Origin of the sequence: Amycolatopsis xylanica (genome assembly GCF_900107045.1) — a bacterium.
GTDB lineage: Bacteria > Actinomycetota > Actinomycetes > Mycobacteriales > Pseudonocardiaceae > Amycolatopsis > Amycolatopsis xylanica.
The window spans coordinates 328,205-352,335 of sequence record NZ_FNON01000005.1 but is presented as its reverse complement, the minus strand read 5'-3'; the positions used below and the strand labels follow the sequence as shown (position 1 = coordinate 352,335).

At 68.9% G+C, this 24,131-nt stretch carries 22 protein-coding genes; 4 read left to right on the top strand and 18 right to left on the bottom strand.

Annotated features, from left to right (window positions below; translation table 11 throughout):
* Positions 1 to 169: 169 nt before the first annotated feature.
* The 8 genes from BLV57_RS24555 to rpe are packed head-to-tail and all read right to left on the bottom strand — an operon-like array spanning position 170 to position 6,584.
* The gene (locus BLV57_RS24555) at positions 170 to 823 is read right to left on the bottom strand and encodes a response regulator transcription factor (RefSeq protein WP_091292488.1); all 654 of its coding nucleotides are present in this window, start codon (positions 821 to 823) and stop codon (positions 170 to 172) included.
* Positions 820 to 1,947: a sensor histidine kinase gene (locus BLV57_RS24550; RefSeq protein ID WP_091292487.1), complete on the bottom strand. Its 1,128-nt coding sequence runs from the start codon at positions 1,945 to 1,947 to the stop codon at positions 820 to 822. Before BLV57_RS24550 ends, BLV57_RS24555 begins: the two co-directional genes overlap by 4 nt.
* A 53-nt stretch (positions 1,948 to 2,000) precedes the next feature.
* Positions 2,001 to 2,462 (bottom strand): PH domain-containing protein, encoded by a 462-nt coding sequence (locus BLV57_RS24545; protein ID WP_091293208.1) that lies wholly within the window; start codon positions 2,460 to 2,462, stop codon positions 2,001 to 2,003.
* Between the two features lie 5 nt (positions 2,463 to 2,467).
* Positions 2,468 to 2,974, bottom strand: coding sequence for a 6,7-dimethyl-8-ribityllumazine synthase (ribH, locus tag BLV57_RS24540; RefSeq protein ID WP_091292485.1), 507 nt, complete (start codon positions 2,972 to 2,974; stop codon positions 2,468 to 2,470).
* On the bottom strand, positions 2,971 to 4,230 hold the full coding sequence (locus BLV57_RS24535; protein ID WP_176968824.1) for a bifunctional 3,4-dihydroxy-2-butanone-4-phosphate synthase/GTP cyclohydrolase II: 1,260 nt from the start codon (positions 4,228 to 4,230) through the stop codon (positions 2,971 to 2,973). Before BLV57_RS24535 ends, ribH begins: the two co-directional genes overlap by 4 nt.
* Before the next feature lie 59 nt (positions 4,231 to 4,289).
* Positions 4,290 to 4,913: a riboflavin synthase gene (locus BLV57_RS24530; RefSeq protein ID WP_091292481.1), complete on the bottom strand. Its 624-nt coding sequence runs from the start codon at positions 4,911 to 4,913 to the stop codon at positions 4,290 to 4,292.
* A gap of 10 nt (positions 4,914 to 4,923) precedes the next feature.
* Positions 4,924 to 5,916, bottom strand: coding sequence for a bifunctional diaminohydroxyphosphoribosylaminopyrimidine deaminase/5-amino-6-(5-phosphoribosylamino)uracil reductase RibD (gene ribD, locus BLV57_RS24525; protein ID WP_091293206.1), 993 nt, complete (start codon positions 5,914 to 5,916; stop codon positions 4,924 to 4,926).
* A gap of 11 nt (positions 5,917 to 5,927) precedes the next feature.
* Positions 5,928 to 6,584, bottom strand: coding sequence for a ribulose-phosphate 3-epimerase (gene rpe, locus BLV57_RS24520; RefSeq protein WP_091293204.1), 657 nt, complete (start codon positions 6,582 to 6,584; stop codon positions 5,928 to 5,930).
* 192 nt (positions 6,585 to 6,776) lie between these two features.
* Here rpe and phoA point away from each other — a divergent pair, with 192 nt between their 5' ends.
* Positions 6,777 to 8,159 carry an alkaline phosphatase gene (phoA, locus tag BLV57_RS24515; protein WP_091292480.1) on the top strand — a complete coding sequence of 461 codons (1,383 nt, stop codon included), beginning with the start codon at positions 6,777 to 6,779 and terminating at the stop codon, positions 8,157 to 8,159.
* A gap of 347 nt (positions 8,160 to 8,506) precedes the next feature.
* Here the strand turns inward: phoA and BLV57_RS24510 are convergent, their stop codons facing one another.
* The 4 genes from BLV57_RS24510 to ggt all read right to left on the bottom strand — a co-directional run bounded on the left by BLV57_RS24510 (position 8,507) and on the right by ggt (position 13,260).
* Positions 8,507 to 9,007, bottom strand: coding sequence for a flavoprotein (locus tag BLV57_RS24510; protein WP_091292478.1), 501 nt, complete (start codon positions 9,005 to 9,007; stop codon positions 8,507 to 8,509).
* Entirely contained in the window at positions 9,004 to 10,425 is a 1,422-nt protein-coding gene (locus tag BLV57_RS24505) for an RsmB/NOP family class I SAM-dependent RNA methyltransferase (RefSeq protein ID WP_091292476.1), read from the bottom strand. The genes BLV57_RS24510 and BLV57_RS24505 overlap by 4 nt, the downstream gene beginning before the upstream one ends.
* Positions 10,422 to 11,348, bottom strand: coding sequence for a methionyl-tRNA formyltransferase (gene fmt / locus BLV57_RS24500; protein ID WP_091292475.1), 927 nt, complete (start codon positions 11,346 to 11,348; stop codon positions 10,422 to 10,424). Before fmt ends, BLV57_RS24505 begins: the two co-directional genes overlap by 4 nt.
* 112 nt (positions 11,349 to 11,460) lie before the next feature.
* Positions 11,461 to 13,260 carry a gamma-glutamyltransferase gene (gene ggt, locus BLV57_RS24495; RefSeq protein ID WP_091292473.1) on the bottom strand — a complete coding sequence of 600 codons (1,800 nt, stop codon included), beginning with the start codon at positions 13,258 to 13,260 and terminating at the stop codon, positions 11,461 to 11,463.
* Positions 13,261 to 13,355: 95 nt separating this feature from the next.
* Here ggt and BLV57_RS24490 point away from each other — a divergent pair, with 95 nt between their 5' ends.
* Positions 13,356 to 14,729, top strand: a complete 1,374-nt coding sequence (locus BLV57_RS24490) for a pyroglutamyl-peptidase I (RefSeq protein WP_245757497.1) — start codon at positions 13,356 to 13,358, stop codon at positions 14,727 to 14,729.
* Here BLV57_RS24490 and BLV57_RS24485 read toward each other — a convergent pair.
* The 4 genes from BLV57_RS24485 to rpoZ form a co-directional block, all read right to left on the bottom strand.
* Entirely contained in the window at positions 14,726 to 16,822 is a 2,097-nt protein-coding gene (locus tag BLV57_RS24485; protein ID WP_091292471.1) for a primosomal protein N', read from the bottom strand. The genes BLV57_RS24490 and BLV57_RS24485 overlap by 4 nt on opposite strands.
* A gap of 99 nt (positions 16,823 to 16,921) precedes the next feature.
* Complete coding sequence (gene metK / locus BLV57_RS24480; protein WP_425426031.1) at positions 16,922 to 18,166, bottom strand: methionine adenosyltransferase; 1,245 nt, start codon at positions 18,164 to 18,166, stop codon at positions 16,922 to 16,924.
* A 29-nt stretch (positions 18,167 to 18,195) separates the two neighbouring features.
* Positions 18,196 to 19,416: a bifunctional phosphopantothenoylcysteine decarboxylase/phosphopantothenate--cysteine ligase CoaBC gene (gene coaBC / locus BLV57_RS24475; RefSeq protein WP_091292469.1), complete on the bottom strand. Its 1,221-nt coding sequence runs from the start codon at positions 19,414 to 19,416 to the stop codon at positions 18,196 to 18,198.
* The gene (rpoZ, locus tag BLV57_RS24470) at positions 19,409 to 19,702 is read right to left on the bottom strand and encodes a DNA-directed RNA polymerase subunit omega (RefSeq protein ID WP_091292468.1); all 294 of its coding nucleotides are present in this window, start codon (positions 19,700 to 19,702) and stop codon (positions 19,409 to 19,411) included. Before rpoZ ends, coaBC begins: the two co-directional genes overlap by 8 nt.
* Positions 19,703 to 19,939: 237 nt before the next feature.
* Here rpoZ and BLV57_RS24465 point away from each other — a divergent pair, with 237 nt between their 5' ends.
* The gene (locus BLV57_RS24465; protein ID WP_091292466.1) at positions 19,940 to 21,061 is read left to right on the top strand and encodes a CYTH domain-containing protein; all 1,122 of its coding nucleotides are present in this window, start codon (positions 19,940 to 19,942) and stop codon (positions 21,059 to 21,061) included.
* Between the two features lie 509 nt (positions 21,062 to 21,570).
* On the top strand, positions 21,571 to 22,728 hold the full coding sequence (locus tag BLV57_RS24460; RefSeq protein ID WP_176968793.1) for an NAD(P)-dependent oxidoreductase: 1,158 nt from the start codon (positions 21,571 to 21,573) through the stop codon (positions 22,726 to 22,728).
* Positions 22,729 to 22,793: 65 nt separating this feature from the next.
* Here the strand turns inward: BLV57_RS24460 and mihF are convergent, their stop codons facing one another.
* Both mihF and pyrF read right to left on the bottom strand, forming a co-directional pair.
* On the bottom strand, positions 22,794 to 23,111 hold the full coding sequence (mihF, locus tag BLV57_RS24455; protein WP_091292463.1) for an integration host factor, actinobacterial type: 318 nt from the start codon (positions 23,109 to 23,111) through the stop codon (positions 22,794 to 22,796).
* 165 nt (positions 23,112 to 23,276) lie between these two features.
* Positions 23,277 to 24,107: an orotidine-5'-phosphate decarboxylase gene (gene pyrF / locus BLV57_RS24450; protein WP_091292461.1), complete on the bottom strand. Its 831-nt coding sequence runs from the start codon at positions 24,105 to 24,107 to the stop codon at positions 23,277 to 23,279.
* Between the last annotated feature and the right edge of the window lie 24 nt (positions 24,108 to 24,131).

Here is a 24,131-nt window from a genome sequence, read left to right as displayed (position 1 = left end):
GGGAAAACGGCCCCCGCCCCGGCAAGCCGGAAGCACGGCCACCCCCTCGTACTTTCGGCCGAGAGGGGGTCGTGAGTGTTGAGGCCGGGTGACAAGGGCGGCCCTTGTCACCCAGAGCGTCGCAAGGGCGCCCCTTGTCACGTGCCAAGGGTGGCTGAGCCCGGAACACTCACGACCCGGCGCGGCCGGTTTCGTAGGCCCACATGACGATCTCGACGCGGTTGCGCGCGCCGAGCTTCGCCATCAGGCTGGCGACGTGCGTCTTGACCGTGCTGAGCGTGATGTACAGCTCGGCCGCGATCTCCGCGTTGGTCCGCCCGCGAGCGACCGTGCGCAGCACCTGCTCTTCCCGCTCGGTCAGCGGTTCGACGGGTTGCTTCGGCTTAGCACGCCCACTGCTGGCGAAGGCGTTTAACAACCGCGCGGTGACACTAGGCGCGATAAGCGCATCACCCGCCGCCGCGGCATGGACGGCTTGCGAAAGCAGCTGCGTGCCCGCGTTCTTGAGAAGGAACCCGCGAGCACCCGCCCGAAGCGCGGCGTAAACGTACTCGTCGAGATCGAAAGTCGTGATGACGACGACGGCCAGAGGGTCGGCGATCTCCGGACCGGCCAGGAGGCGGGTCGCTTCGATGCCGTCCAGCACCGGCATCCGGATGTCGAACAGGCACACGTCCGGCCGCAGGCGACCGGCGAGGTCGACGGCCTGGCGCCCGTCCTCGGCCTGGCCGATGACCTCGATCCCGGGCTGGGCGTCGAGCATCATGGTGAGCCCGGTGCGCACGATCTCCTGATCGTCGGCGACGATCACCCGGACGGTCATGCCGGCGCACCGGCGCGCGGCAGGCTCGCGCGCACGGTCCAGCCCCGTCCGGGCTCCGGGCCCGCCTCGCACGAACCGCCGAGCAGGTCCGCGCGCTCGATCATGCCGAGCAGGCCGTAGCCGGGCGCCGTCCGGGCGGGGCCGCCGTCGCCGTCGTCGCTGACGCGCAAATGGACCGCGGTGTCATCGGCGGCGACCGTGACCTCGATCCGCGTGGCGTGCCGGGCGTGCTTGCGCGCGTTGGTGACCGATTCCTGGGCCAGGCGGTAGAGCGCGCTCCCGACCGACGGCGACACGTCGCCGATCTCGGCCGAGATGACCACGTCGACCGCCGGCCTGCTCGTGCTCGCGAGTTTCGGGAGATCGGCGAGCCCCTGGCCGGGCGCCAGCTCGGCGGGCTGATCGCGGCGCAGCACGTGGACCATGGCGCGCATCTCGTCGAGCGCGGCCGCCGCCTCCGCCTCGATCAGGCGCAACGCCTCGGCCGCGGCTTCCGGGCGCGACTCCATGATCGCGAGACCCGCCTGCGCGCGGATCGCCATCGCCGACACGTGATGGGCGACCGTGTCGTGCAGATCCCGCGCGAGCCGTTCCCGCTCCAGCAGCTTGATCTGGTCGAACTCCCGCCGGCGCGCGCCCGCCCGATAGCGGAACGCGGCGGCGAGCGCGAAGCTCGCGAACAGCACGACCACGCCGCCGAACAGGTCGCCCGCGCTGGTGTGGCCCAGGAAGCCCGTGAGCGCGAGCTTGCCGGACACCACCGCGGCGCCGAGCACGATCTCGCGGCCCGATCCCCACCTGACCAGCGAATACGGCAGAATCAGCAGATACGCCATCGCGTAGGACGCCGGCGCCACGCCGTCGGTCAGCACCTCGATCACCGCCGAGGCGCCGAACACGAGCACGAGCATCAGCAGCGGCTGGGTCCGCCGCCACAGCAAGGTCGGCACCAGCGCCGCGACGACGACCACGGACAGCACCCGCCACGGCAGGTCCGGCCGGAGCAGGCCTTCGAGCACCGTGGCCGCCAGTAGCACGGCCACGAGCACCCAGTCGCGCCGCGGCCATCGCGGCGCGCCGGGCGGCCGCGGCTCGTGCCAGGTCGAGCGGAGCAGGTCGGTCACGCGCTGATGGTACGAGAACCCGGCGCGGCGCAGATCGGTCCAAAGTACGACCGCTACATCGTGCCGGTGTGGCCTTCCCAAGCCTCACGGTGCAGTTTCCGCAGCGCCCGCACGGCCTCGACCGCATGCAACCTGTCCACCGACTGCACCGCCATGACCGAGTAGTACTCGTCCTCTGGCAGTTCCAGCCTGGCCCAGGAAGCGCCGTCCGGGAAACTGACCGAAAGCACCTCGTGCCAGTGGAAACGCTTGGTCAGCAACACATTGCGGACCTCGATGCCCTCGGCGTCGGCCCGCACACGCGGCATGGCGAACAGCATCGCGCCCGCCGCCAGCAGGATCCCGATGCCGATCATCGCGGCCTGGTCGGACGCCTGGAAGATCGCGCCCGTCTTCGAACCGCGCAGCAGCACACCGACCGTGGTGAACGCCGCCAGCAGGGCCAGCGCCAGCACACTGCACATCACCAGTGCCTTGCGCGGGCGGTACACGACCTGCTGCTCCGAAGCGGTCATCACGCTCACACGAAACCCTTTTCGGTCCACGGCTGACGCAGGCTGCGCAGCACGTGCGCCGTGTCGAGCGCGGCCACGGTCGCCTCGTGGCCCTTGTTCTCCTTGGAGCCGGGCAGCCCGGACCGGTCGAGCGCCTGCTCTTCGGTGTCGCAGGTGAGGACGCCGTTGCCGACGGGCGTGCTCTCGTCGAGCGCGACCCTGGTCAGGCCGGCGGTCACCGCGTCGCACACGTACTCGAAATGCGGGGTGCCACCGCGGACGACCACGCCGAGCGCGACGACCGCGTCGTGGTCGCGCGCCAGCGCCTGCGCGACCACGGGCAGTTCGACGGCGCCCGCGCAGCGGACCACGGTCGGCTCCTCTTCGAGCTTCGCCTCCCGCGCGGCCGCCAGCGCGTTGTCCAGCAGCGCGTCGGTGATCTTCGCGTGCCATCGCGTGCAGACGATGGCGAGCTTCAAGTTGCGGCAGTCGCTGAGGTCGAGCTCGACCTCGGGACGTCCTTCACCACTCACAGGGTTCCTCCGCCAGTGCGCGTCTCGTCGAATTCGGTCGCGCCGACCTGGTCGAAGTGTTCCAGCTGCGCCAGGTCGTGGCCCATCCGGTCCCGCTTCGTGCGCAGGTACCGCAGGTTCTCCGGATTCGGCGAGATCGGCAGCGAGACGCGGCCCGACACGCGCAGCCCGTAGCCCTCGAGACCGACGCGCTTGGTCGGGTTGTTGGTCAGCAGCCGCATCGACCGGACGCCGAGGTCGCACAGGATCTGCGCGCCGGTGCCGTAGTCACGCGCGTCGGCGGGCACGCCGAGCGCCAGGTTCGCGTCGACGGTGTCCGCGCCCGCGTCCTGCAGCTGGTACGCCTGCAGCTTGTGCAGCAGGCCGATGCCCCGGCCCTCGTGGCCGCGGATGTACAGCACGACGCCGCGGCCTTCGTCGGCCACGGCCTGCAGCGCCGCGTCGAGCTGCGGGCCGCAGTCACAGCGCAGCGAGCCGAAGACGTCGCCGGTGAGGCACTCGGAGTGGACGCGGACGAGGATGTCCTCGCCGTTGCCGATCTCGCCGTAGACGAACGCGATGTGCTCGATGCCGTCGAGCAGGCTGTCGTAGCCGACGGCGCGGAAAGTGCCTGCCGCCAACGGGATCCGGGCCTCGGCGACCCGCTCGACCTGCTTCTCGGTCCGCCTGCGGTAGGCGATCAGGTCGGCGATGGTGATCACCTGGAGGTCGTGCTCGGCGGCGAACACCTCGAGCTCGTCGCGGCGCGCCATGTCGCCTTCATCCTTTTGCGACACGATCTCGCAGAGCACGCCGGCCGGGTGCAGCCCGGCGAGCCTGGCCAGGTCGACGGCCGCTTCGGTGTGCCCGGGGCGGCGCAGCACGCCACCCTCCTTGGCACGCAACGGGACGACGTGCCCGGGACGGCGGAAGTCCTTCGGACCGGCCTCCGGGTCGGCCAGCAGCCGGATCGTGTGCGCGCGGTCCGCCGCCGAGATGCCCGTGGTGATGCCCTCGGACGCGTCGACCGTGACGCTGTACGCGGTGCCGCGCTGGTCCTGGTTCGTGTGGTACATCGGCGGCAGATCGAGCCGGTCGGCCTCGCTCTCCGTGAGCGAGACACAAACGTAGCCCGAGGTGTAGCGCACCATGAACGCCAGCAGCTCGGGTGTCGCCTTCTCGGCGGCGAAGATCAGGTCGCCCTCGTTCTCGCGGTCCTCGTCATCGACGACGACCACGGGCCGCCCGGCCGCGATGTCGGCGATGGCCGCGTCGATGGCGTCGGCGTCGAACTTCGCCCCGGCGCCGCACGGCGTCCATTCAGCAGTTTTCTCGCTCACGCCCGCTCCTCAGTTCCAGCCAGACCGCCATTGTCCCCCAAATAGGGCAACGTCAGCTTTTCCACATACTTCGCGACCACGTCGACCTCGAGGTTCACCAGGTCACCGGGCTCTTTACGGCCCAGCGTGGTCAGTTCGAGCGTCGTCGGGATCAGCGCGATGGCGAACTCGCCGTCGCCGATCGCGGCGACGGTCAGCGACACGCCGTCGACGGCGATCGAGCCCTTTTCGACCACGTACCTGGCCAGCTGGCCGGGCAGCGCGAACTTGGTCAGTCCCTGCTCGTCACGCGAGAGGAACACGCCGGTGCCGTCCACGTGGCCCTGCATGATGTGCCCGCCGAGCCGCCCGCCCGCGGCCATCGCGCGCTCCAGGTTGACCCGGTCCCCGACGGCGATCTTCGCGATGCTCGACCGCTGCAGCGTCTCGTGCACGACGTCGACGGTGAACTCGCCACCGGAGACCTCGACCACGGTCAGGCAGACGCCGTTCACCGCGATCGAGTCGCCGTGCCCGGCGTCGCTGGTGACCAGCGGCCCGCGCACGGTGATCCGTGCCGCGTTCGGCAGCTGCTCGACCGCGGTGATCTCGCCGAGCTCCTCGACTATGCCGGTGAACACTCAAGCCTCCTTAGTGCACGGGTGTCGCCGACACTCGCACGTCGCTTCCACTCATGGTGACCCCCTCGACGGCCCACCGGTGCATTCCGGTGATGGTCGCCACGCCCGCGTCACCCAGCGCGACCGGGCCGGAACCCAGCAGCGCGGGCGCGAGATAGGCCAAGATCCGGTCTATCCGCTTCGCGGCCGCGAACGCGCCGGCCAGGCGGGGCCCGCCTTCCAGCAGCACGTCCACGGCGCCCCGTCCGGTCAGCAGCGCGAGCACCTCTCCGGGGTCGTGCGACCGCACGTGCACGGTCTCCGCACTGCCATCCAACACCCGCGCGCCCGCTGGAATTTCCCCAGTGCCCACGACCACCCGCAAGGGCTGGCGCGGCAGCAGCGAGCCATCGGCGGCACGGGCGGTGAGCGCCGGATCGTCGGCCAGCACCGTGCCCCTGCCGACCACGATCGCGTCCAGCGTCGCCCGGATCCCGTGCACCTCGGCCCGCGACTCCGGCGAGGAGATCCAGCGGCTGGTGCCGTCCGCCGCGGCCACCCTGCCGTCCAAGGTCGACGCGTACTTCCAGGTCACGTGCGGGCGTCCGGTGCGCGCGTAGTGCAGCCAAGCGCGCAACGGCCCGCGCTCCACGTCCTCGCGCAGCAGGCCCTCGTGCGTCTCGACCCCGGCGGCTTCGAGCGTCTTCGCCCCGCCCGCCGCCACGGGGTTCGGATCCGGCACCGCGTAGTACACGGCCGACACGCCCGCGTCGAGCAGCGCCTGTGCACAAGGCGGGGTCCGGCCGTGATGAACGCATGGTTCGAGCGTGACGTACGCAGTTCCGCCGAGCGCCTTCTCCCCTGCTTGCCGCAGAGCCATCACCTCGGCGTGCGGGCCACCAGGGGGTTGCGTGACGCCTTCGCCCGCGAACTCACCGCGCGCGTCGAGGATGACCGCGCCGACCGGCGGGTTGGGGCTCGTGGTGCCGCGGGCGGTCTCGCTCAGCGCGATCGCCCGCCGCATCGGCTCGGGGTTCACCGCTCCGCGGCTCGGGCGGCCTGCTCGCGCAGGGCGGCGATGGCCTTGGCGGGGTCGGCCGCGCCGTAGACGGCCGATCCGGCGACGAAACAGTCGACGCCCGCTTCGGCGGCCTGCTCGATCGTGTCCGCGTTGATGCCGCCGTCGATCTCCACGACCAGCTTCAGGTGCCCGGTGTCGACGAGCCGCCTGGCCGTGCGGACCTTGTCCAGCACGTCGGCGATGAACGACTGGCCGCCGAAGCCGGGTTCGACGGACATGACCAGCAGCGTGTCGTAGTGCTTGAGGGTGTCGAGGTGGTCTTCGAGCCTGGTGCCCGGCTTGACCGACAGCCCGGCCTTGGCGCCGGCGGCGCGCAGGTCCTTGGCGATCTTGACCGGGTCCTTCGCGGCCTCGGCGTGCACGGTGACGTTGTAGGCGCCCGCCTCGGCGTACCCGATCGCCCAGCGGTCGGGGTCCTCGATCATCAGGTGGCAGTCGAGCGGGGTCTCGGTGACCTTCCGCAGCGATTCGACGACCGGCAGGCCGAGCGTCAGGTTCGGGACGAAATGCGCGTCCATCACGTCGACGTGCACCCAGTCGGCGCCCTTGGCGGCGTGGATCTCTTCGCCGAGCCTGGCGAAGTCGGCGGACAGGATGCTCGGTGCGATCAGCGGTCGATGTGCCACGACTACGCAGTGTAGGAGTCGACGGCTAACGCTCGCTAACCGGCTGAAGTGCGCTTGCACACACAACGGGCGCCCGGAGTTCTCGCCACGGCCATGAGCCCGTCACCTCTCGGCTCACAAGTGCACACATGCGCACTGATTAATAGCCCGGCACCCCCCAACGACAAAGGAGATTCGATGGCTTCGCTGCTCGCCGGCCGCCGGAAATGGCTGGCCGCCGGCGCACTCGGCGCCTCGCTGGTCGCCGTGGCCCCGATCGCTTCCGCCCAGCCGGACGACATGCGTGTCGCGTCCGCGGGCGACCGCACCCAGGACGTGCGGAGCGAGATCCGCGGCGGCGCCGCGCGCAACGTCATCCTGTTCATCGGTGACGGCATGGGCCACCAGGAGATCACCGCGGCGCGCAACTACGAGCGCGGCGCCGCCGGCCGTCTCGCCATGGACGAGCTGCCGCTGACCGGTGACTACACCACCTACGCCGTCGAGAAGAACAACCCGTCGAAGCCCGACTACGTGACCGACTCGGCCGCGTCCGGCACCGGCTGGGCCACCGGCGTCAAGACCTACAACGGCGCGATCTCGGTCGACGCCTACGGCAACCCCGTGCCGACCATCCTGGAGCTCGCCAAGCGCTCCGGCCTGCGCACCGGCGACGTCACCACCGCCGAGGTCCAGGACGCCACCCCGGCCGTGCTCGGCGCCCACGTGGTCAGCCGCGACTGCAAGGGCCCGGTCGAGACGACCGCCAAGTGCGCGGTCAACGCCAAGGAGAACGGCGGCGACGGCTCGATCTCCGAGCAGCTCGTGCAGACCAGGCCGGACGTGCTCCTCGGCGGCGGCGCGAAATACTTCAACCAGACGGTCACCGCGGGCAAGTTCAAGGGCAAGACCGCCCTCGACCAGGCCAAGGCCGCCGGTTACCAGGTCGTGAAGACCGCCGACGAGCTCGGCGCCGTGAAGAAGGGCAAGCCGGTACTCGGCCTGTTCGCCGACGGCAACATGCCCACCAACTGGGGCGGCCCGCTCGCCAAGCAGGGCGGCACCCCGCCGAGCCGCTGCACCGCCAACCCGGCGCTGCCCAAGACCCAGCCCAAGCTCGCCGACCAGACCCGCAAGGCGCTGGAGCTGCTCAACGACCGTCGCGCCGACAAGGGCTTCTTCCTCCAGGTCGAGGGCGCCAGCATCGACAAGCAGGACCACGCCGCCGACCCCTGCGGCCAGATCGGCGAGACCATCGACTTCGACGCCGCGGTCGCGGCGGGCATGGCCTTCGCCCGCAGCAACCCGGACACGCTGGTCCTGGTGACGGCCGACCACGGCCACACCAGCCAGATCGTCCCCAACGGCCAGGCCACGCCCGGCCAGACCGCGACCCTGGTCACCAACGAGGGCGCGAACATGACCCTCAACTACGCCACCGCGTTCCCGGGTTCCTCGATGGAGCACACCGGCACCCAGGTCCGCATCGCGGGTTACGGCCCGCAGGCGGCGAACATCGTCGGCCTGACCAACCAGACCGACGTCTTCGGCACGCTGAAGCGGGCACTGCGCCTGCGCTGACACCTCGAGCCCGAAAGCCACTTTCGTCAGGTGAGACCTGACGAAAGTGGCTTTCGGGCTTTCGAGGCCCTGACGGTTCTAACGGCCCTGAACGCTCACGACCCCAACTTCACCGTGGCCGTGGGCTCGGCCTGTATGAAGGGAGCCCTCATACAGCTGATGCGTATGAAGGGAGCCTTCATCGCATATAGCTGCATGAAGGGAGCCTTCATCCAGCGCGGCTTGTATGAGGGGAGCCTTCATACAGGTGGGCTGGGGGTGGGAGGCCCTCATTGGCGGCAATGTTCGTGAGCCCCCGGTCGAAGCCCGGGATAAAGCCCGCTTTATCCCGCCGGGGTCGTGAGCCCTTAAGCCTCAGGGAGCAAGGTGAGCGCGTCGCTCCAGTCTCGGCCGAGCCTGCGCAGCCGGACGCCCGCGCCCGCGAGCGTGTCGAGGTGTCCCTGCCAGGCCGGGTGCAGCGCCCGCGTGTCCTGGATCGAGTAGGCCAGCGCGATGGTCACGCGCGGCGAGCCGAGCACGTCGCCCACCACGGTCAGCGCCTGGTTGTCCGCGATGCCGAGCGCGAGTTTCGCGACCGAATTGGCCGTCGCGGGCGCGAACAGGAACACGTCGGGATCCGGATGCGGCCGTGCCTCCCCCGGCAGCCGGGAAACGCTCCGCACCGGCAAGTCCGTCAGCGTCTCAAGCTCAGCGAGGCCGCCTGTGACCTCGAGCCACCGATAAGCCGTCGGAGTCAGCGTGATCGCCAGCCGCCAGCCGAGCGCGGCCGCGGGTTTCGCCAGCTCGGCGGCGAACCGGGTGTCCAGTCCGCCGCACGAGCTGCCGATCAGGCCGAGTACGCGGGTCACGGCTTGCGCAGGACCGCGCAGAACATCGCGTCCGTGCCGTGGCGGTGCGGCCAGAGCTGGACGTACGGTCCGTCGCCGAGCCGCGGGACGCCGGGGAACAGCTCGCGCGCGTCCAGGACTTCCAGCTTGTTGCGGCGTGCGGTCTCGCCGACGACGCCTTCGGTCTCGGCGAGGTGCGGTGAGCAGACGACGTACGTCAGCACGCCGCCCGGGCGCAGCAGGCCGATGGCCGCGGTGATCAGCTCGGCCTGCAGTTTGGTCAGTTCCGAGACGTCGGACGGCTGACGGCGCCACCGTGCCTCGGGGCGGCGGCGCAGCGCGCCGAGGCCGCTGCACGGGGCGTCGACCAGGATGCGGTCGTAGCCGGGCTCGAGACCGGACTCGCGGCCGTCGGCCACGTGCACGGTCACCGGGAGGTCCTTGACCGCGTGCTCGATGAGCCGTGCGCGGTGCGGCGCGATCTCGACGGCGTCGACGCGGGCGCCCTGCAACGCGGCGAGCGCGCCCATGAGCGCGGCCTTGCCGCCGGGGCCGGCGCAGAGGTCGAGCCAGCGCTCGTCGGATCCTTCGAGCGGGGCCTTGGTCGCGGCGATCGCGCAGAGCTGGCTGCCCTCGTCCTGCACGGCGGCGAGCTTTTCGCGGATCGGCTCCGAATCGGCGAGGTCGCCGCTGCCGCTCGGCAGGTGGACACCGTAGGGCGAGTAGGGCGCGACTTCGCCGCCGGTGATGGCGGCGAGCTCGTCGGCGCTGATCTCGCCGGGCCTGGCGACCAGGTGGACCTCGGGGCGGGCGTCGTCGGCTTCGAGTGCCGCCTTCAGCTCGGCGCCCTTGTCCCCCAACGCTTCCGCGAACGACCGGGCCACCCAGCGCGGGTGCGCGGTATGGAAGGCGAAGCTGCCGATCGGGTCCTTCTCGGCGTCGGGCGCGAGCTGCTCGACCCAGGCCGCCTCGTCCTTTTCGGACACCGTGCGCAGCACCGCGTTGACGAAACCGGCGATGTGCGAGCCGACGTCCTCACGTACCAAGTCCACAGTGGACCCGACGGCCGCGTGCGTCGGGATGCGGGTGCGCAGCAGCTGGTAGGCGCCGAGCCGGAGCCCGTCGAGCACCTTGCCGTCCACTTTGGACAGCGGGCGGTCGAGGCAGGCGGCGATCACGTCGTCGAGCAGGCCCTGCGCGCGCGAGGTGCCGTAGGCGAGTTCGGTGGCCAGCGCGGCGTCGCGGCCGGAGATCCGGCGTTCGCGCAGGAGGTCGGGCAGCACGAGGTTGGCGTAGGCGTCGCGCTCGCGGACGGCGTAGAGCACGTCCAGCGCCGCGCGGCGGGCCGGGTCCTCGACCGGCGGGCGGCGCGGGCCGTCCTTGCGCGGGGCCGGTTTACCCCTGCTCGGCCGTCCCGGCCTGCGGTCCTGATAACTCACTGGAGGCGCTCTCCTTGCTCGATCCGTGATCCACGCGCCCAGTCCGTGGCCGCCATGCGTTTCTTGCCCTGAGCCTGCACCTCACCGAGCTGCAGTGGTTTGGTCGCGGTGCCGACCAGCACCCGTTTGCGTTCGACCCGCAGCTCGCCGGGACCGATGCCCAGCTCGTCCGCGTAGGTGACCGGGCCGATCTTCAGCCGCTCGCCGCGGAACTCCGCCCACGCGCCGGGCTCGGGCGTGACCGAGCGGATGTGCCGGTCGACCGCCGCCCACGGCAGCTTGAACGAGATGTGCGCGTCCTCGACGCTCAGTTTCGGCGCGTAGGTGACGCCCTCGTCCGGCTGCGGCACCGCGCGCAGCGTGCCGTCCTCGATACCGTCCATTGTGGACTTCAACAGCGCGGCGCCCGAGACGGAAAGCCGCTCCAGCAGGTCGCCCGCGGTGTCGGTCGGCATGACCTGCTCGGTCACCACGCCGAACACCGGCCCGGCGTCGAGCGCCTTGACGATCTGGAAGGTCGCGGCGCCGACGATCTCGTCCCCCGCGCGCACGGCGGCCTGCACCGGCGCCGCACCGCGCCACGCGGGCAGCAGCGAGAAGTGCAGATTGACCCAGCCGTGCGCCGGGATGTCCAGCGCGGACTGCGGCAGGAGCGCGCCGTACGCGACGACCGGGCACGCGTCCGGGGCGATCTCGGCCAGCCGGGCGAGGAACGCGGGGTCGCCCGCTTTTTCCGGGGTGAGCACTTCGATGCCGTGCTCGTCCGCGAGCGCGCCGATGGGCGAACGGCTCACGGTCCGGCCGCGGCCGGACCGGGCGTCCGGGCGCGTGACGACGGCGACGACCTCATGGCGCGGCGACTCGATGAGCGCGCGCAGGGAAGGGACGGCGGGTTCGGGCGTCCCGGCGAACACAAGGCGCACTACCCACGCACCTCCGCCGCGACAACCACTGAATCGGTGAACATCCCGGCCAGTCTAGGGCGCGCGCTCGTGAGTGTTCCGGCCGGTTCTAACCGGCCGGAACACTCACGACTCAACGAACCGGGAAGACCACCCGAGCCGCACCCGCGCCCCGGCGGACGGGTTCGGCGGCGGCCAGCCATTTGCCGTGGCCGAGGTATTCGACGCCGGTGGCGGCGCCGATCTCGGCGGGTGTGGACGAGAAGCCCTGGCCTCGGGCGACGAGCGCCGCGACCTCCGTCGTCTGGTCGAGGAACGCCTGCTCGACCTGGGCGGCCGCCGAGTTCCGCTGCGACGCGCGCGGCGCGGCGATGGCGTCCTTCAGCGACAGGCCACGGTCGATCCGGCCGAGCAGCACCTCCAGCGCGGTCGTGATGATCGACGCGCCGCCGGGCGAGCCGGTCGCGAAGAACGGCTTTCCGTGGTCGAGCACGATGGTCGGCGCCATCGACGAACGCGGCCGCTTGCCAGGGCCGGGCAGGTTCGGGTCGGGCACACCGGGCGTCACCGGGGTGAACGAGAAGTCGGTGAGCTCGTTATTCAGCAGGAAGCCGCGGCCGGGCACCACGATGCCGCTGCCGCCCTCCTGCTCGATGGTCAGCGTGTACGCGACGACGTTGCCCCACTTGTCGGCCACGGTCAGGTGCGTGGTGTTCTCACCTTCGTACGGTGTCGGCGCGCCGGTGGTGCCCGCCTGGCACGGGGTCGGGTTGCGCGGGTCGGCGGGCGCGACCGGGCTGGTGCCCGCCTTGGCTGGGTTGATCAGGCAGGCGCGGGTGTTCGCGAACGACTGGCTGAGCAGCTCCTTCGACGGGACGTCGACGAACGCCGGGTCGCCGATCCAGCGGTTGCGGTCGGCGAACGCGAGCCGCGTCGACTCGAGGAAGTAGTGGTAGTAGTCGGTCTTGGAGGCGTTCTTGAGGTCGAAGTTCTCCAGGATGTTCAGCGATTCGGCGACCGTCAGCCCGCCGGACGACGGCGCGGGCATGCCGTAGACGTCGAGCCCGCGGTAGCGCGCGTGCGTCGGATCGCGCTCGATCGTGCGGTATTTGGCCAAATCGGCGGCGGAGAGCTTGCCGGGGCGGACCTTGAGCGTCGACGCCGGGTCGACCGGCGGCTGCTGGACGGTCTTGACGATGTCCGCGCCGATCTGGCCCCGGTACAGCGCGTCGGTGCCACGGGACCCGACGGTCGCGTACGTGTCGGCGAGGTCGGGGTTGCGGAAGGTCGTGCCCTCGACCGGCGGCTGCCCGCCCTGCAGGTAGAGCGACTTCGTCGACGGGAAGGCGGCGAATCGGGCCGCGTTGTTGGCCACTTGGTCGTGGAAGGTCTTGTCGACGGTGAAGCCGCGGCGCGCGAGGTCGATGGCCGGGCGCAGCGTCTTCGACAGCGAGCGGGTGCCCCACTTGCGCAGCGCGTCCTGCCAGGTGCCGGGTGTTCCCGGGACACCGACGGACAAACCGCTGGTCACGGCTTCGGCGAACGGGATCGCCGTGCCGTTTTCGACGAACAGGTTCGCGTCGGCCGTCGACGGCGCGGTCTCGCGGCCGTCGAGGGTGTGCACCTGGCCGGTGCGGGCGTCGTAGAAGACGAGGAACCCGCCGCCGCCGATCCCGGCGGAGAACGGGTCGGTGACGCCCAGCGCGGCGGCCGTGGCCACGGCCGCGTCGACGGCGTTGCCGCCCTCGCGCAGCACCTGGGTGCCGATCGCGCTGGCGTCGGCGTCGATGCTGGACACGGCGCCGAAGTAGCCGATGGCCTCCGGCGATTTGGGCGGGGTGGGTGGCGCGGCCGACGCGGGCACGGCGAAGGCGGCGGACAGGACGAGCACGGCGGCGGCGGAACCCACAAGCCGGAAGCTGTTCGCAGGCATGCGGGGCAGTCTGCCCCTGTTGACGGGGCCCTTCAAGCGCCTAAGCAGACGAGTGGCCCTAACAAGGCTGTCGGCTCTTGCGAAACACTCTCGCCGTGATCACGCCACGCAGAGCTTTGAAAGCACTGGTTCCCCTGCTCATCGCGGTGCCGCTGCTCGCGGCGCCCGGCGTCGCGCAGGCCAAGTCCTGCTCGGACCCGGCCGTTCAGCTGACCGTCGAAGAGCTACGCCTGACCGCGTCACTCCCAGCCGGTGGACCGGCCGTCGGGCCCGAACTCGTCCGCCAAGCGGGCTTCGACCGCCTCGTCGCTGACTTCGGCAGGCGTCTTTGTGCCACACGTTCGCGCTGGACCGCGCAGCATCTGGCCGAAACCGCCGGAAACGACCTTTGGCGTACCGCGGTGGACCGGGCGCAGGGCCGCCGTCCCGATCTGGGCACCCTCGACCGCTACGACGACCGCCCGCTCTACTGGGCCCGCCTGCAGATGAGCAAGGCGCTGCGCCAGTGGACGCCGTCGTTCAAGCTCGACCCGGCTGCCCGCGCGGACATCATGACCAAGTTCGACCTCGGCGCGCGCGGGCTCGACGACGTCAGGTTCCCGATCGGCGGGAAGGTCAAGCGCGTGCTGATGAGCGGGTTCGACCCGTTCACGCTCGACGGCGCGGGCATCAGGATCGGCAACCCTTCGGGCGCCTCGGCACTGCAATTGGACGGAAAGCTGCTGCAGACCGCCGACGGACCGGCGATCGTGCAAACGGTCTCGTTCCCGGTCGTTTGGGGCTATTTCGACACCGGAATCGTCGAGAAGGCGTTCGGCACGGCGCTGGCCGACTCCCGTCGCCGCCCCGACCTGATCATGACCGTCAGCCAAGGCCGTCCCGGCCGGTTCGATGTCGAACGCTGGGCGGGCGCCTGGCGTGGCGGGTTCCCCGACAACAACAACGTGAGCGTCGTCGGCCAGATCCCGGCCGCGCCCGGCTGGCCGCAGCCTGCCGACCAGTTCATCGAGACGACGTTGCCGTACCAGCAGATGGTCGGCACCACGGGCGCCTATCCGGTGCAGTTCAACCAGTCGTTCTGCGTGTGGCCGGACAGCACCAAGCCGGGCACGGGCACGGCCGTCTGCCGCACCGACGCACCCAAGCCGGGCGAGATCGCGGCCTCAGGTGGCGGCGGCAACTATCTGTCCAACGAGTCCATGTACCGGTCCAACCGCGTCCGCGTGGGCCTCGGCATCGACCTGCCTGGCGGGCACCTGCACACGCCGGTCCTCGGCACGGCGACCGCGCCCGGTGACATCACCGACGACGCCTTCGTCGCCCGCCGCAAGGCGATCGCCGACCAAGTTGTCGCGCTGGTGACCACGGCAGCGGGCGCGACCGGAACAAAGGCGACGACGAACACCCTGCCCCAGCCGGCCGACGCGGCCACGGCCGTCCGCGACGTCCTCGGCACGGTCCTCGGCTAGATCAAGGCGAGCGGGTCGAGCTGGATCCGGATCGGCTCCGGCTCCTTCCTGGCGTCCCGGCGGGCGCTGGCGGCGTGGATCGACGCCGCCAGCGCCTTGCCGTGCACGCGCGCGACGCGCACCAGCGCGCGCTCGCGGTCCGAACGGCCCTCCTCGTCGATCTCGCCGAGCGGGACCGGGCCCAGTATTTCGCCGGATTCCGGCAACGCCAGGTCGTCGAGCACGGCCGCGACCGCGTCCGGGGTGCCCTCGATGCTCGCCATCCGCATCGCGGGCGGGAACCCGAGTTCCCGGCGTTCGGCCAATTCCAGGCCGGCGTGCCACGCCGGATCCCAGCGCACCAGCGCCTGCACGACCGCCAATCCGGCTTCGGCGCCGACGATCACGCGCCCGCCCGCGGACGCGGGCCGCACCATGGACGCGGCCGTCATCCAGCGCCGCAAGGTCTCTTCGCCCGCGCGCAGATCCTGACGGCCCAGCAACGCCCACGCGTCCAGCAACAGCGCCGCGCCGTACCCGCCTTCGGCCACCGGCTCGGCTCCCGGCGTGCACACGACCAGCGCGGGCTTGCCCGGCACCGACTCCAGCACCTCCTGGGCGCCGGACGTCCGCACCGGCACGCCCGGAAACGCCCGGCCCAGCTCCTCGGCGGTCCGTTTCGACCCGACGACGACCGCCCGCAGCCGCGCGGAACCACAAGCGGGACAACGGAACCCGGTCTCCGGGACCCCGCACCACCGGCACGCGGGCGGCTTCGGCATGCCGCCCTCCGAGCCGCCGGGCAGCGACAACGGACCGGCGCACCGGCGGCAGTGCGCGGGCGTCCGGCATTGCCCGCACGCGAGCCCTGGCACATATCCGCGCCTGGGCACCTGGACCAAAACCGGCGCTCCCGCGGCCAAAGACTGCCGAGCCGCCTCGAAAGCGACCGACGGCAACCGCGCGGCCTTCGCGGCTTCGTCCCGCGCGACGTCGAAATCCTCGCCGACCGGGGTCACCCTGGGCGCGGCAGCGCGCAGTCCGGGCCGATCGGCGACAACGGCCTGCGCCCAGCCGGACTCGACCAGGAACTGCGCCTCGGCCGTCCGCGCGAACCCGGCGACCAGCAGCGACGCCTTGGCCGTGTGCGCGCGGTCCATCAGCACGTCACGGACATGCGGATACGGCGCGTGCGGCTCGGAGTGGATGTCGTCGCCGTCGTCCCAGACGACGAACAGCCCGGGATCGGCGACCGGCGCGAACATCGCCGCGCGCGTGCCGACCACGACCTTGACCTGCCCGCGCAGCACCGAAAGCCAGCGCCGGTACCGGGCGGCGGGCCCGAGCCCGGCGATCAGCGCGGCCACGCTTTCGTCGCCCAGCAGACCGACGCACGCCTCGTGCACGCGTTTGAGATCGCGATGGTCCGGCACGACCAGCACCGCGCCCTTGCCCGCGGCGGCGGCGACCGCGGCGGCCTCGGCGAGCCGCGCGGGCCAGTCCTCCCCCGGCAACGCCTGCCAGACAGCGTTCGCGGGCTTCGACTCGGCCAGCGCCTCCAGGAACGCGGGCCCACGCTGATAGCGCGACCAGGCGGACACGTCCGGCGCGGGCGGCACCGGCGCGGGCTCACCCGGCGGCTCGGACTCGACTTTCCCGTGCCGGGGCGGCAATGCGAGCCGCAACACGTCCACCAGCGTGCCGCCGTACCGGTCGGCGACGGAGCGCGTGAGCGCGTACAAGGCGGGCGTCAGCACCGGCTCGCTCGACGTCACCCGCTCGATGAACGCGAGCTTCTTCTCATGGCTCGTCGTCTCGGCGCGCTCGGCGATGTAGCCGTCGACGAGCTGCCCGGCGAACCTCACCCGTACGCGGCACCCGACGACCGCGGTCTCGTGGAACTTCTCCGGGACGTGGTAGTCGAAGGTCCGGTCGAGATGGGTCAGCGGGATGTCGACGACGATCCGCGCCACCGGGTTCTCCGGGGCGGGTTTGAGCTGGCCACGGCGTTCCGCGGCCGCGGCCTTGGCCGCCTTCGCCTTGTCGACCGGCTTCGTCCGGGCGCGTGAGGGCACGGGGAGGTCCCACAGCGGCGGCGTCTCCGGACTGGTCACCCCCTGATCTTTACCAGCACCCCCCGACAGTCCCGGAGCCAGCCTGACCCAAAAGCCCCGCCCGGGAGATCCGGGCGGGGCTTTCGGGCAAGCGGGGTGTCAGGCGCCGGCGGCGGCCTTCAGCGCCTCGGCGCGCGCGGTGCTCTCCCACGGGAGGTGCAGCTCCGGGCGGCCGAAGTGACCGTACGCGGCGGTCGGCGCGTAGATCGGGCGCAGCAGGTCGAGGTCGCGGATGATCGCGGCCGGACGGAGGTCGAACACCTCCGAGATCGCCTGCTGGATCTTGGTCGGGTCGACGGTCTCGGTACCGAACGTCTCGACGAACAGACCGACCGGCGACGCCTTGCCGATCGCGTACGCGACCTGCACTTCGACGCGCGAAGCGAGCCCCGCCGCGACGACGTTCTTGGCGACCCAGCGCATCGCGTACGCGGCCGAGCGGTCGACCTTGGACGGGTCCTTGCCCGAGAACGCGCCGCCACCGTGGCGGGCCATGCCGCCGTAGGTGTCGACGATGATCTTGCGCCCGGTCAGCCCGGCGTCACCCATCGGACCGCCGATGACGAAGCGGCCGGTCGGGTTCACCAGCAGCCGCACGTTCGAGGTGTCGATGTCCAGCGCGGCGATCTCCGGGGCCACGACGTGCTCGCGGACGTCGACGCCGAGCATCGACTCGAGGTCGATCCCGTCGGCGTGCTGCGTCGACACGACCACGGTGTCCAGGCGCACGGGCTGGTCACCGGCGTATTCGATGGTCACCTGGGTCTTGCCGTCCGGGCGCAGGTACGGCAGCACGCCGTCCTTGCGGACCCGGGTCAGCCGCTGCGACAGGCGGTGCGCCAGCGCGATCGGCAACGGCATCAGCTCGGGCGTGTCCGAGCAGGCGTAGCCGAACATCAGGCCCTGGTCACCGGCGCCCTGGCGGGCGATCTCGTCTTCGGCCGCTTCGACCCGCGACTCGTACGCGGTGTCGACGCCCTGCGCGATGTCCGGCGACTGCGAGCCGATCGCGACGTTGACGCCGCACGAGTTGCCGTCGAAGCCCTTGGCCGACGAGTCGTAGCCGATCTTGAGGATGACATCGCGCACGATCGTCGGGATGTCGGCGTAGGCCTCGGTCGTCACCTCGCCGGCGACGTGGACCTGCCCCGTGGTGATCAGCGTTTCGACCGCGACACGGCTGCGCGGGTCCTTCGCGAGCAGCCCGTCGAGGATCGAGTCGCTGATCGCGTCACAGATCTTGTCGGGATGGCCCTCGGTCACCGACTCCGAGGTGAACAACCTGCTGTTGGACGCGGTCACGGCGTTCGTCACATCCCTCTTCGTCGTCTTCTTTAACCCCATCAGGGTACTTATCGCGGCTAAAGCCACACTCAACGCTTGAGCAAGCCCACAACGGCATCCCACACTGCGACACCCAGTTGCGCTTTCGACCCGAATGGGATAGGGCGTTCCGTCCCGTCCGAGGCGAGCAGCCAGCCTGCGTTGTCCTCGACCTCGAACGCCTTGCCGTCGCCGACGGCGTTGACGACCAGCAGGTCACAGCCCTTGCGGCGGAGTTTCGCCCGCGCGTGGTCGAGCACGGAACCGTGCTCGTCGCCGGTCTCCGCGGCGAACCCGACCACGATCTGGCCCGGCGCCCGATCGGTGACCAGCTCGGCGAGGATGTCGGCGTTGCGGTCCAGCATGATGACCGGGTCCGGCTGGTCATCGGACTTCTTGATCTTGGCGCCCGACACGTTCGCCGGGCGGAAGTCGGCCACCGCGGCGGCCATCACGACGATCTCCGCGGGCTTCGCGGCCTCGTGCATGGCGACGCGCAGCTCCTCGGCCGTCGAAACCTTGACGACCGTGACGCCGGCGGGCTCGGGCAGTTCGACCGTGTGCCCGGCGACGAGGGTGACCTCGGCGCCCCGCTGGGCGGCGACGCGGGCCAGCGCGTAGCCCTGCTTGCCCGACGAGCGATTGCCCAGATAGCGGACCGGGTCGAGCGGCTCACGCGTGCCACCGGCCGAAATCGCCACGCGGACGCCTTCGAGGTCGCGGGGCAGCGCGCGGGGCTCGGCCAGCAGCAGCTTGGCCAGGTCGATGATCTCCTGGGGATCCGCCAGCCTGCCCTTGCCCGTGTCCTTGCCGGTCAGGCGACCGGCGGCGGGCTCGGTGACCACGGCGCCGCGGTGACGCAGCAGCGCGACGTTGTCCTGGGTGGCGGGGTGTTCCCACATCTCGGTGTGCATCGCCGGGAAGAACGCGACCGGGCACCGCGCGGTGAGCAGGGTGTTGGTCAGCAGGTCGTCGGCGATGCCGTGCGCCGCCTTCGCCAGCAGATTGGCCGTGGCGGGCACGATGAGCACGAGGTCGGCTTCCTTGCCGACGCGCACGTGCTGCACTTCGGGCACCTCGGTGAACACGCCGGTGTGCACCGGGTGCCCGGACAGTGCTTCGAAGGTCGCCGCGCCGACGAAGTTCAGCGCGGCCTCCGTGGGGACCACGCGGACGTCGTGACCGGATTCGGTCAGCCCGCGCAGCACCTCACACGCTTTGTAGGCGGCGATACCGCCACCCACACCGAGTACGACTCGGGGCTTACTCACCCTCGGTGTGCTCGAGCAGTCCGGCGTGGATCTCGCGCAGCGCGATCGACAGCGGCTTCTCCCGCGGGCCCGGCTCGACCAGCGGACCGACGTACTCCAGCAGGCCTTCGCCGAGCTGGGCGTAGTAGTCGTTGATCTGGCGGGCACGCTTGGCCGCGTAGATCGCCAGCGCGTACTTGGAGCTGACCTTCTCGAGCAGGTCGTCGATCGGCGGGTTGGTGATGCCTTCAAGTTCCTCGCCGTAGGCACCCAGCGTCGTGGTCACTCGTGCAGCTCCTGAAATCATATGGTGTCTTGCCCGACCACCTAAGTCTAGCAAGTCGACGGCATACACTCTCACCTCGGCGTTCATAGCGCGCATGCTTGACCTCTACGATGTCGAGTTCGGGCGCAGCCTCGACAGCCACGTTTCGCCCAGCCCGCCTCCGACCAGTTACCAAGGACGACCGAACGACCACGGGGAGACAGATGACTAGGATCGCAGAAGGTCGACCCACTAGCTCGTTTTCCACACGGAGGCGGTATGCGCAACATCGAGTTCAAGGCGTACGCCGTGAACCCAGAACTACTACCAGGCGCACTTGACAGGCTGGGCGCACGGCTGGAACGCACCTATTCCGAGACTGACACCTACTTCAACACAAGGTCTTCTCGATTAAAGTATCGATCCGGCTCGGATAGGCTCCCACGCCTCATTGCATACGAACGCACCGACAACGCAAAGGCCCGAGAGAGCCGCTTACAACTGGCCGAATGCCAAGACCAGGACGACCTGCTTAAACAGATACTTGTCGACAATCTCGGCATTTCGACAGTAGTCACGAAAACCAGGAGCGTATACAGGGCTAACGGATGGCTAGCAAACGTAGACGTAGTCGAAGGTGCCAACTTCGTCGAAGTTGAAGTATTCGATGAAGGCAACGGAATTGATTCCACCCAGCGGGTGTCACGCGAATTAATGCACGCGCTCGGCGTCAGAGACTTCGACCTTGTACCTTGGTCCTACGAAATTCTACACACGATGTTACGCCAGTCGCGGGAATATCAAAAGCAACTTGGCAATAACCTTCACAAGCTCATACTCATCGACGGCGCATCCGGAGCAGGCAAGTCGTCGGTCGCTGCAGCATTGCGCGAGACGGTTCCAAATGTCGCGTACGTACACCGACGGACGACTCGACCACCTCGCGGCGAGGCCAGCGAACAGCATGAATACATATTCGTAACGCAGGATGAATTTGCGAGAGATGTCGCAGCTGGCGAATACTTAGAATCGAAGAATTTCCTATTCGGAATGAGCTACGGCCTTCACTGGCATGACGTAACAGCCGCTTTGACCGCTCCAACAAACGCCGCCGCATTTGGACTGATCAACCTGGGCACCATTGCTCACGTACGTGAGGTCGCACCATCCGCAACAACGATTCTACTGACCGCCGACGAGGCTACAATCCGCCGCCGCCTACTCTCCAGGCGAGCACACTCTGACGACGCTCTGCAAGAACGGCTTGAGAACGCGCGGCGAGCAACACAGGTGGCGGATCGTTACACGCACGTGATCGAGAATCACGACGGGGAGCTGGATAAAGTAGTCAACGAGGTCAGGCGAATCGTGGAGGACGTGGCGAATGGAGCAGACACCTGATCTAAATGGCCTAACCGCTATCTATTCATCGGTCGCACAGGAGATCGCATACCTCCGAGAGGTCGAGTTCCGGCTTGTAACAGCCGGACTCGCACTAGACGGCACGCTCGGACTAGCGCTTGCCACACTTGCTGGCCGCACCCATGTTTCCGGCTTGGTGCGCGCAGCGATAACTGGCTTGTCATCGGCCGTAGTACTCGTGTTAATCGTCTACGTGTTCCGCGTACACGGTTACCTTCTCGTGCAACGACAACTACGACATAGAATCGAAAAAATTCTCGGCGTATACAAACGCAGTAAGTGGCTAGCAGGCGAGCGACTCTTTCCGGACCACTGGAAAAACGGAAACCGTCTAAGCTATCGCTTCCAGCTAAAAAGCGTAGTAGTCCCCCTAAGCGTCGGCCTACTCTCATTCCACGCCCTTTTCCTGTACTTTTCATGGACAGTAGGCCCTTAGCCGCCACCTTAACGATGGACGCGAGCCGAACACTCAAATGAGAGGGCGCAATATGGAGGGAAGTCTTCCCGGGCTGCCACTAACCCGCCAGATTCTCACAGGCGCGGCTGAAACAATCGCCGACATCCCGGTATTGTTCGTTCAGCATCTCAAGCATGACACAGTGGCCTTCTTGCGTCTATGGCAAGAGAATGGCGGCCGCGTTGCCAGTTGCATAGCTATCCCGTATTCATGGAATGAGGAAGCACTGTCACTCGCAACAGCACTTGGACTCGACATCCAGGTACCCGACGCTCATTCGCTACTACGCGCTGCGGCGGACAGCGTAGACTCACTCACCAAACTTGGGCACCCATTTGTAGTCCAAGACGTTGGTGGACATATCGCAGACCTTCTCACCACGCGTCCATTGCCTCCAGCCCTGTTCGGCGTGGTCGAGGAGACGAAGCAGGGACTCTGGAGGTATCAAAGGCTCAACTCCCCCAACCTGCGAGTGTTCCAAATTGCAGACTCCCCACTAAAAGCGATCGAAGCAGGCTACGTCGGTCGATCTGTCGCTTCCACTGTTTCAGAATTGGTCAGGGCAAGCGGCCATTCTATCCATGGTCAAACCGCAACGGTTCTCGGATACGGCGACATTGGCCGCGCTTGCGCACTGGCCTTAAGAAATATTGGCTGTGAGGTCCGGGTTGTGGAGATCTCGCCAGTACGCGCTGTTGCAGCTGCAGGGGACGGCTTCCGGACACTTAAGCCGAAGCAAGCATTGACCCAATGTAGAGTGATAGTCGGCTGTACCGGGGCAACTTCGCTAAGCCTTGCCGACTTCGACGGTCTCCTCGGCGAGTTCTACTTGTTCAGCGGGTCATCTCGCCAAGTCGAGTTCGCCGCACTTTTTGACGAAGGCGCTCCCCAGGATCATTTCCCATTGCGTGGGCGATATACAAACGTATCGGTAGCTACCTTACACACCGCTACCTGCCAAGTGCATATCGTAAACCAAGGATATCCTGTCAACTTCCTACACGAGAGCTTGCCTGACGCCATCATAGACCTCGTCTTCGCCCAGATTGCTGCAGGGATTGCGCAACTGCTGGGCAATCAAGCCGATCCAGGCATCAAACCACTACCTGCAACACTCATGGATGACCTCGCCGACCGATGGTTAAGCCTACACGCGCAATCGATGGAGCCCGGCGAAATTGCACGATGAAATGCCCGATCATCCAAGAGTTTGGGTCGGGTCAGGCTTGCACCTGACCCGACCCACAACTCTACTCACTCGCCACTAAACTCAGCCAACAACGCCTTGCGCTGCCGATCGCCAAGGCCACGAAGACGACGGCTAGGGGCGATCTCCAAGCGCTCCATAGTCTGCTGCGCGCGGACCTTGCCGACGCCCGGAAGGGCCTCAAGCAGAGCGGAGACCTTCATCTTGCCGAGAACCTCGTTCTCGGCAGCGTCTTCCAGCACCTTGACCAGAGTGGTGCCGCCTCGCTTCAGGCGCTCCTTCAGCTCCGCTCGGATCTTCCGAGCGGCAGCGGCCTTCTCCAGTGCCGCAGCACGCTGTTCCTCTGTCAGCTGGGGAAGTGCCACGTTTTCCTCCGGTAGTTCTCAAATCTGGGTGGGTGAAACGACGGTACCCACCCTCCAGCGTCGACCACAATGCGGGGGTGGCTGGTTGCGCCAGGCCTGCCCGCCTGCTATTGGCTGTTTTCCAGGGGTTGTTCACCCCGAGCCCAGAGCGGGGTCAGCCGCCGTTCACCCCGGTGGCCGCAGCGAGTCACGGGTCCGGCGCACCGCGTCACGCAGCCCGGCGGGGTCTGGGCCGTGCTTGAGGATGTCCCGTGACGAGGCCGCGAGCACGCCTTTCAGGTCGTCGCCGAAGAGCTTGCGGAGGTCGTCGGCGGTCGCGCCCTGCGCACCGAAACCCGGCGCGAGGATCGGCCCGTTCAAGGCCCCCAGATCGAGTTCTCCGGCCCCGATGGTCGCGCCGACGACAACACCCACATCGCCGTACGGGGACGCGCCTTCGTTGACCTCAGCGGCCGCGTCGACGATTCCCTGCGCGACGGTCTTTCCGTTGGGCAGCAACGCGTTCTGCAGCGCGTGAGCCTCCGGATTGGACGTTCGCGCGAGCACGAACACGCCCCGCCCATTGGCCCGCGCCATGTCGATCGCGGGCTTGAGCGAGCCGAATCCGAGGTACGGCGAGACGGTGATCGCGTCGGCCGTGAGAGCGGTCTCTCCGGCCACGTAAGCGGCCGTGTAGGCGCCCATCGTCGACCCGATGTCGCCCCGTTTCACGTCGAGCAGCACGAGCGCTCCGGCCGCCCGCGCGGTCTCGATCACCCGCTCCAGCACGGCGATCCCCGGGGCCCCGAAGGCCTCGAAGAACGCCGACTGGGGCTTGATGATCGCGGTCTCCGCGGCCAGGATTTCGGTCGCTCCCAGCGCGAAACGCTCCAGACCGGAGGCGTCTGCGGGGAGTCCCCACGCCTCGATCAGCCCCGGATGCGGGTCGATCCCGGCGCACAGCGGGCCGCGCGCGGCCACCGCGTCGGCCAGCCGTTTTCCGAACTTTTCACTCACTTGGCCCAGCCCTCTCGGAGGTTT

Bases quoted from the DNA above. Each gene is read 5' to 3' on its own strand.
- rpoZ (WP_091292468.1), bottom strand. From the start codon at position 19,702: ATGATTTCAGGAGCTGCACGAGTGACCACGACGCTGGGTGCCTACGGC.
- phoA (WP_091292480.1), top strand. From the start codon at position 6,777: ATGGCTTCGCTGCTCGCCGGCCGCCGGAAATGGCTGGCCGCCGGCGCA.
- BLV57_RS24545 (WP_091293208.1), bottom strand. From the start codon at position 2,462: ATGACCGCTTCGGAGCAGCAGGTCGTGTACCGCCCGCGCAAGGCACTG.
- BLV57_RS24460 (WP_176968793.1), top strand. From the start codon at position 21,571: ATGGAGGGAAGTCTTCCCGGGCTGCCACTAACCCGCCAGATTCTCACA.
- BLV57_RS24465 (WP_091292466.1), top strand. From the start codon at position 19,940: ATGCGCAACATCGAGTTCAAGGCGTACGCCGTGAACCCAGAACTACTA.
- metK (WP_425426031.1), bottom strand. From the start codon at position 18,166: ATGGGGTTAAAGAAGACGACGAAGAGGGATGTGACGAACGCCGTGACC.
- BLV57_RS24555 (WP_091292488.1), bottom strand. From the start codon at position 823: ATGACCGTCCGGGTGATCGTCGCCGACGATCAGGAGATCGTGCGCACC.
- ggt (WP_091292473.1), bottom strand. From the start codon at position 13,260: ATGCCTGCGAACAGCTTCCGGCTTGTGGGTTCCGCCGCCGCCGTGCTC.
- ribD (WP_091293206.1), bottom strand. From the start codon at position 5,916: ATGCGGCGGGCGATCGCGCTGAGCGAGACCGCCCGCGGCACCACGAGC.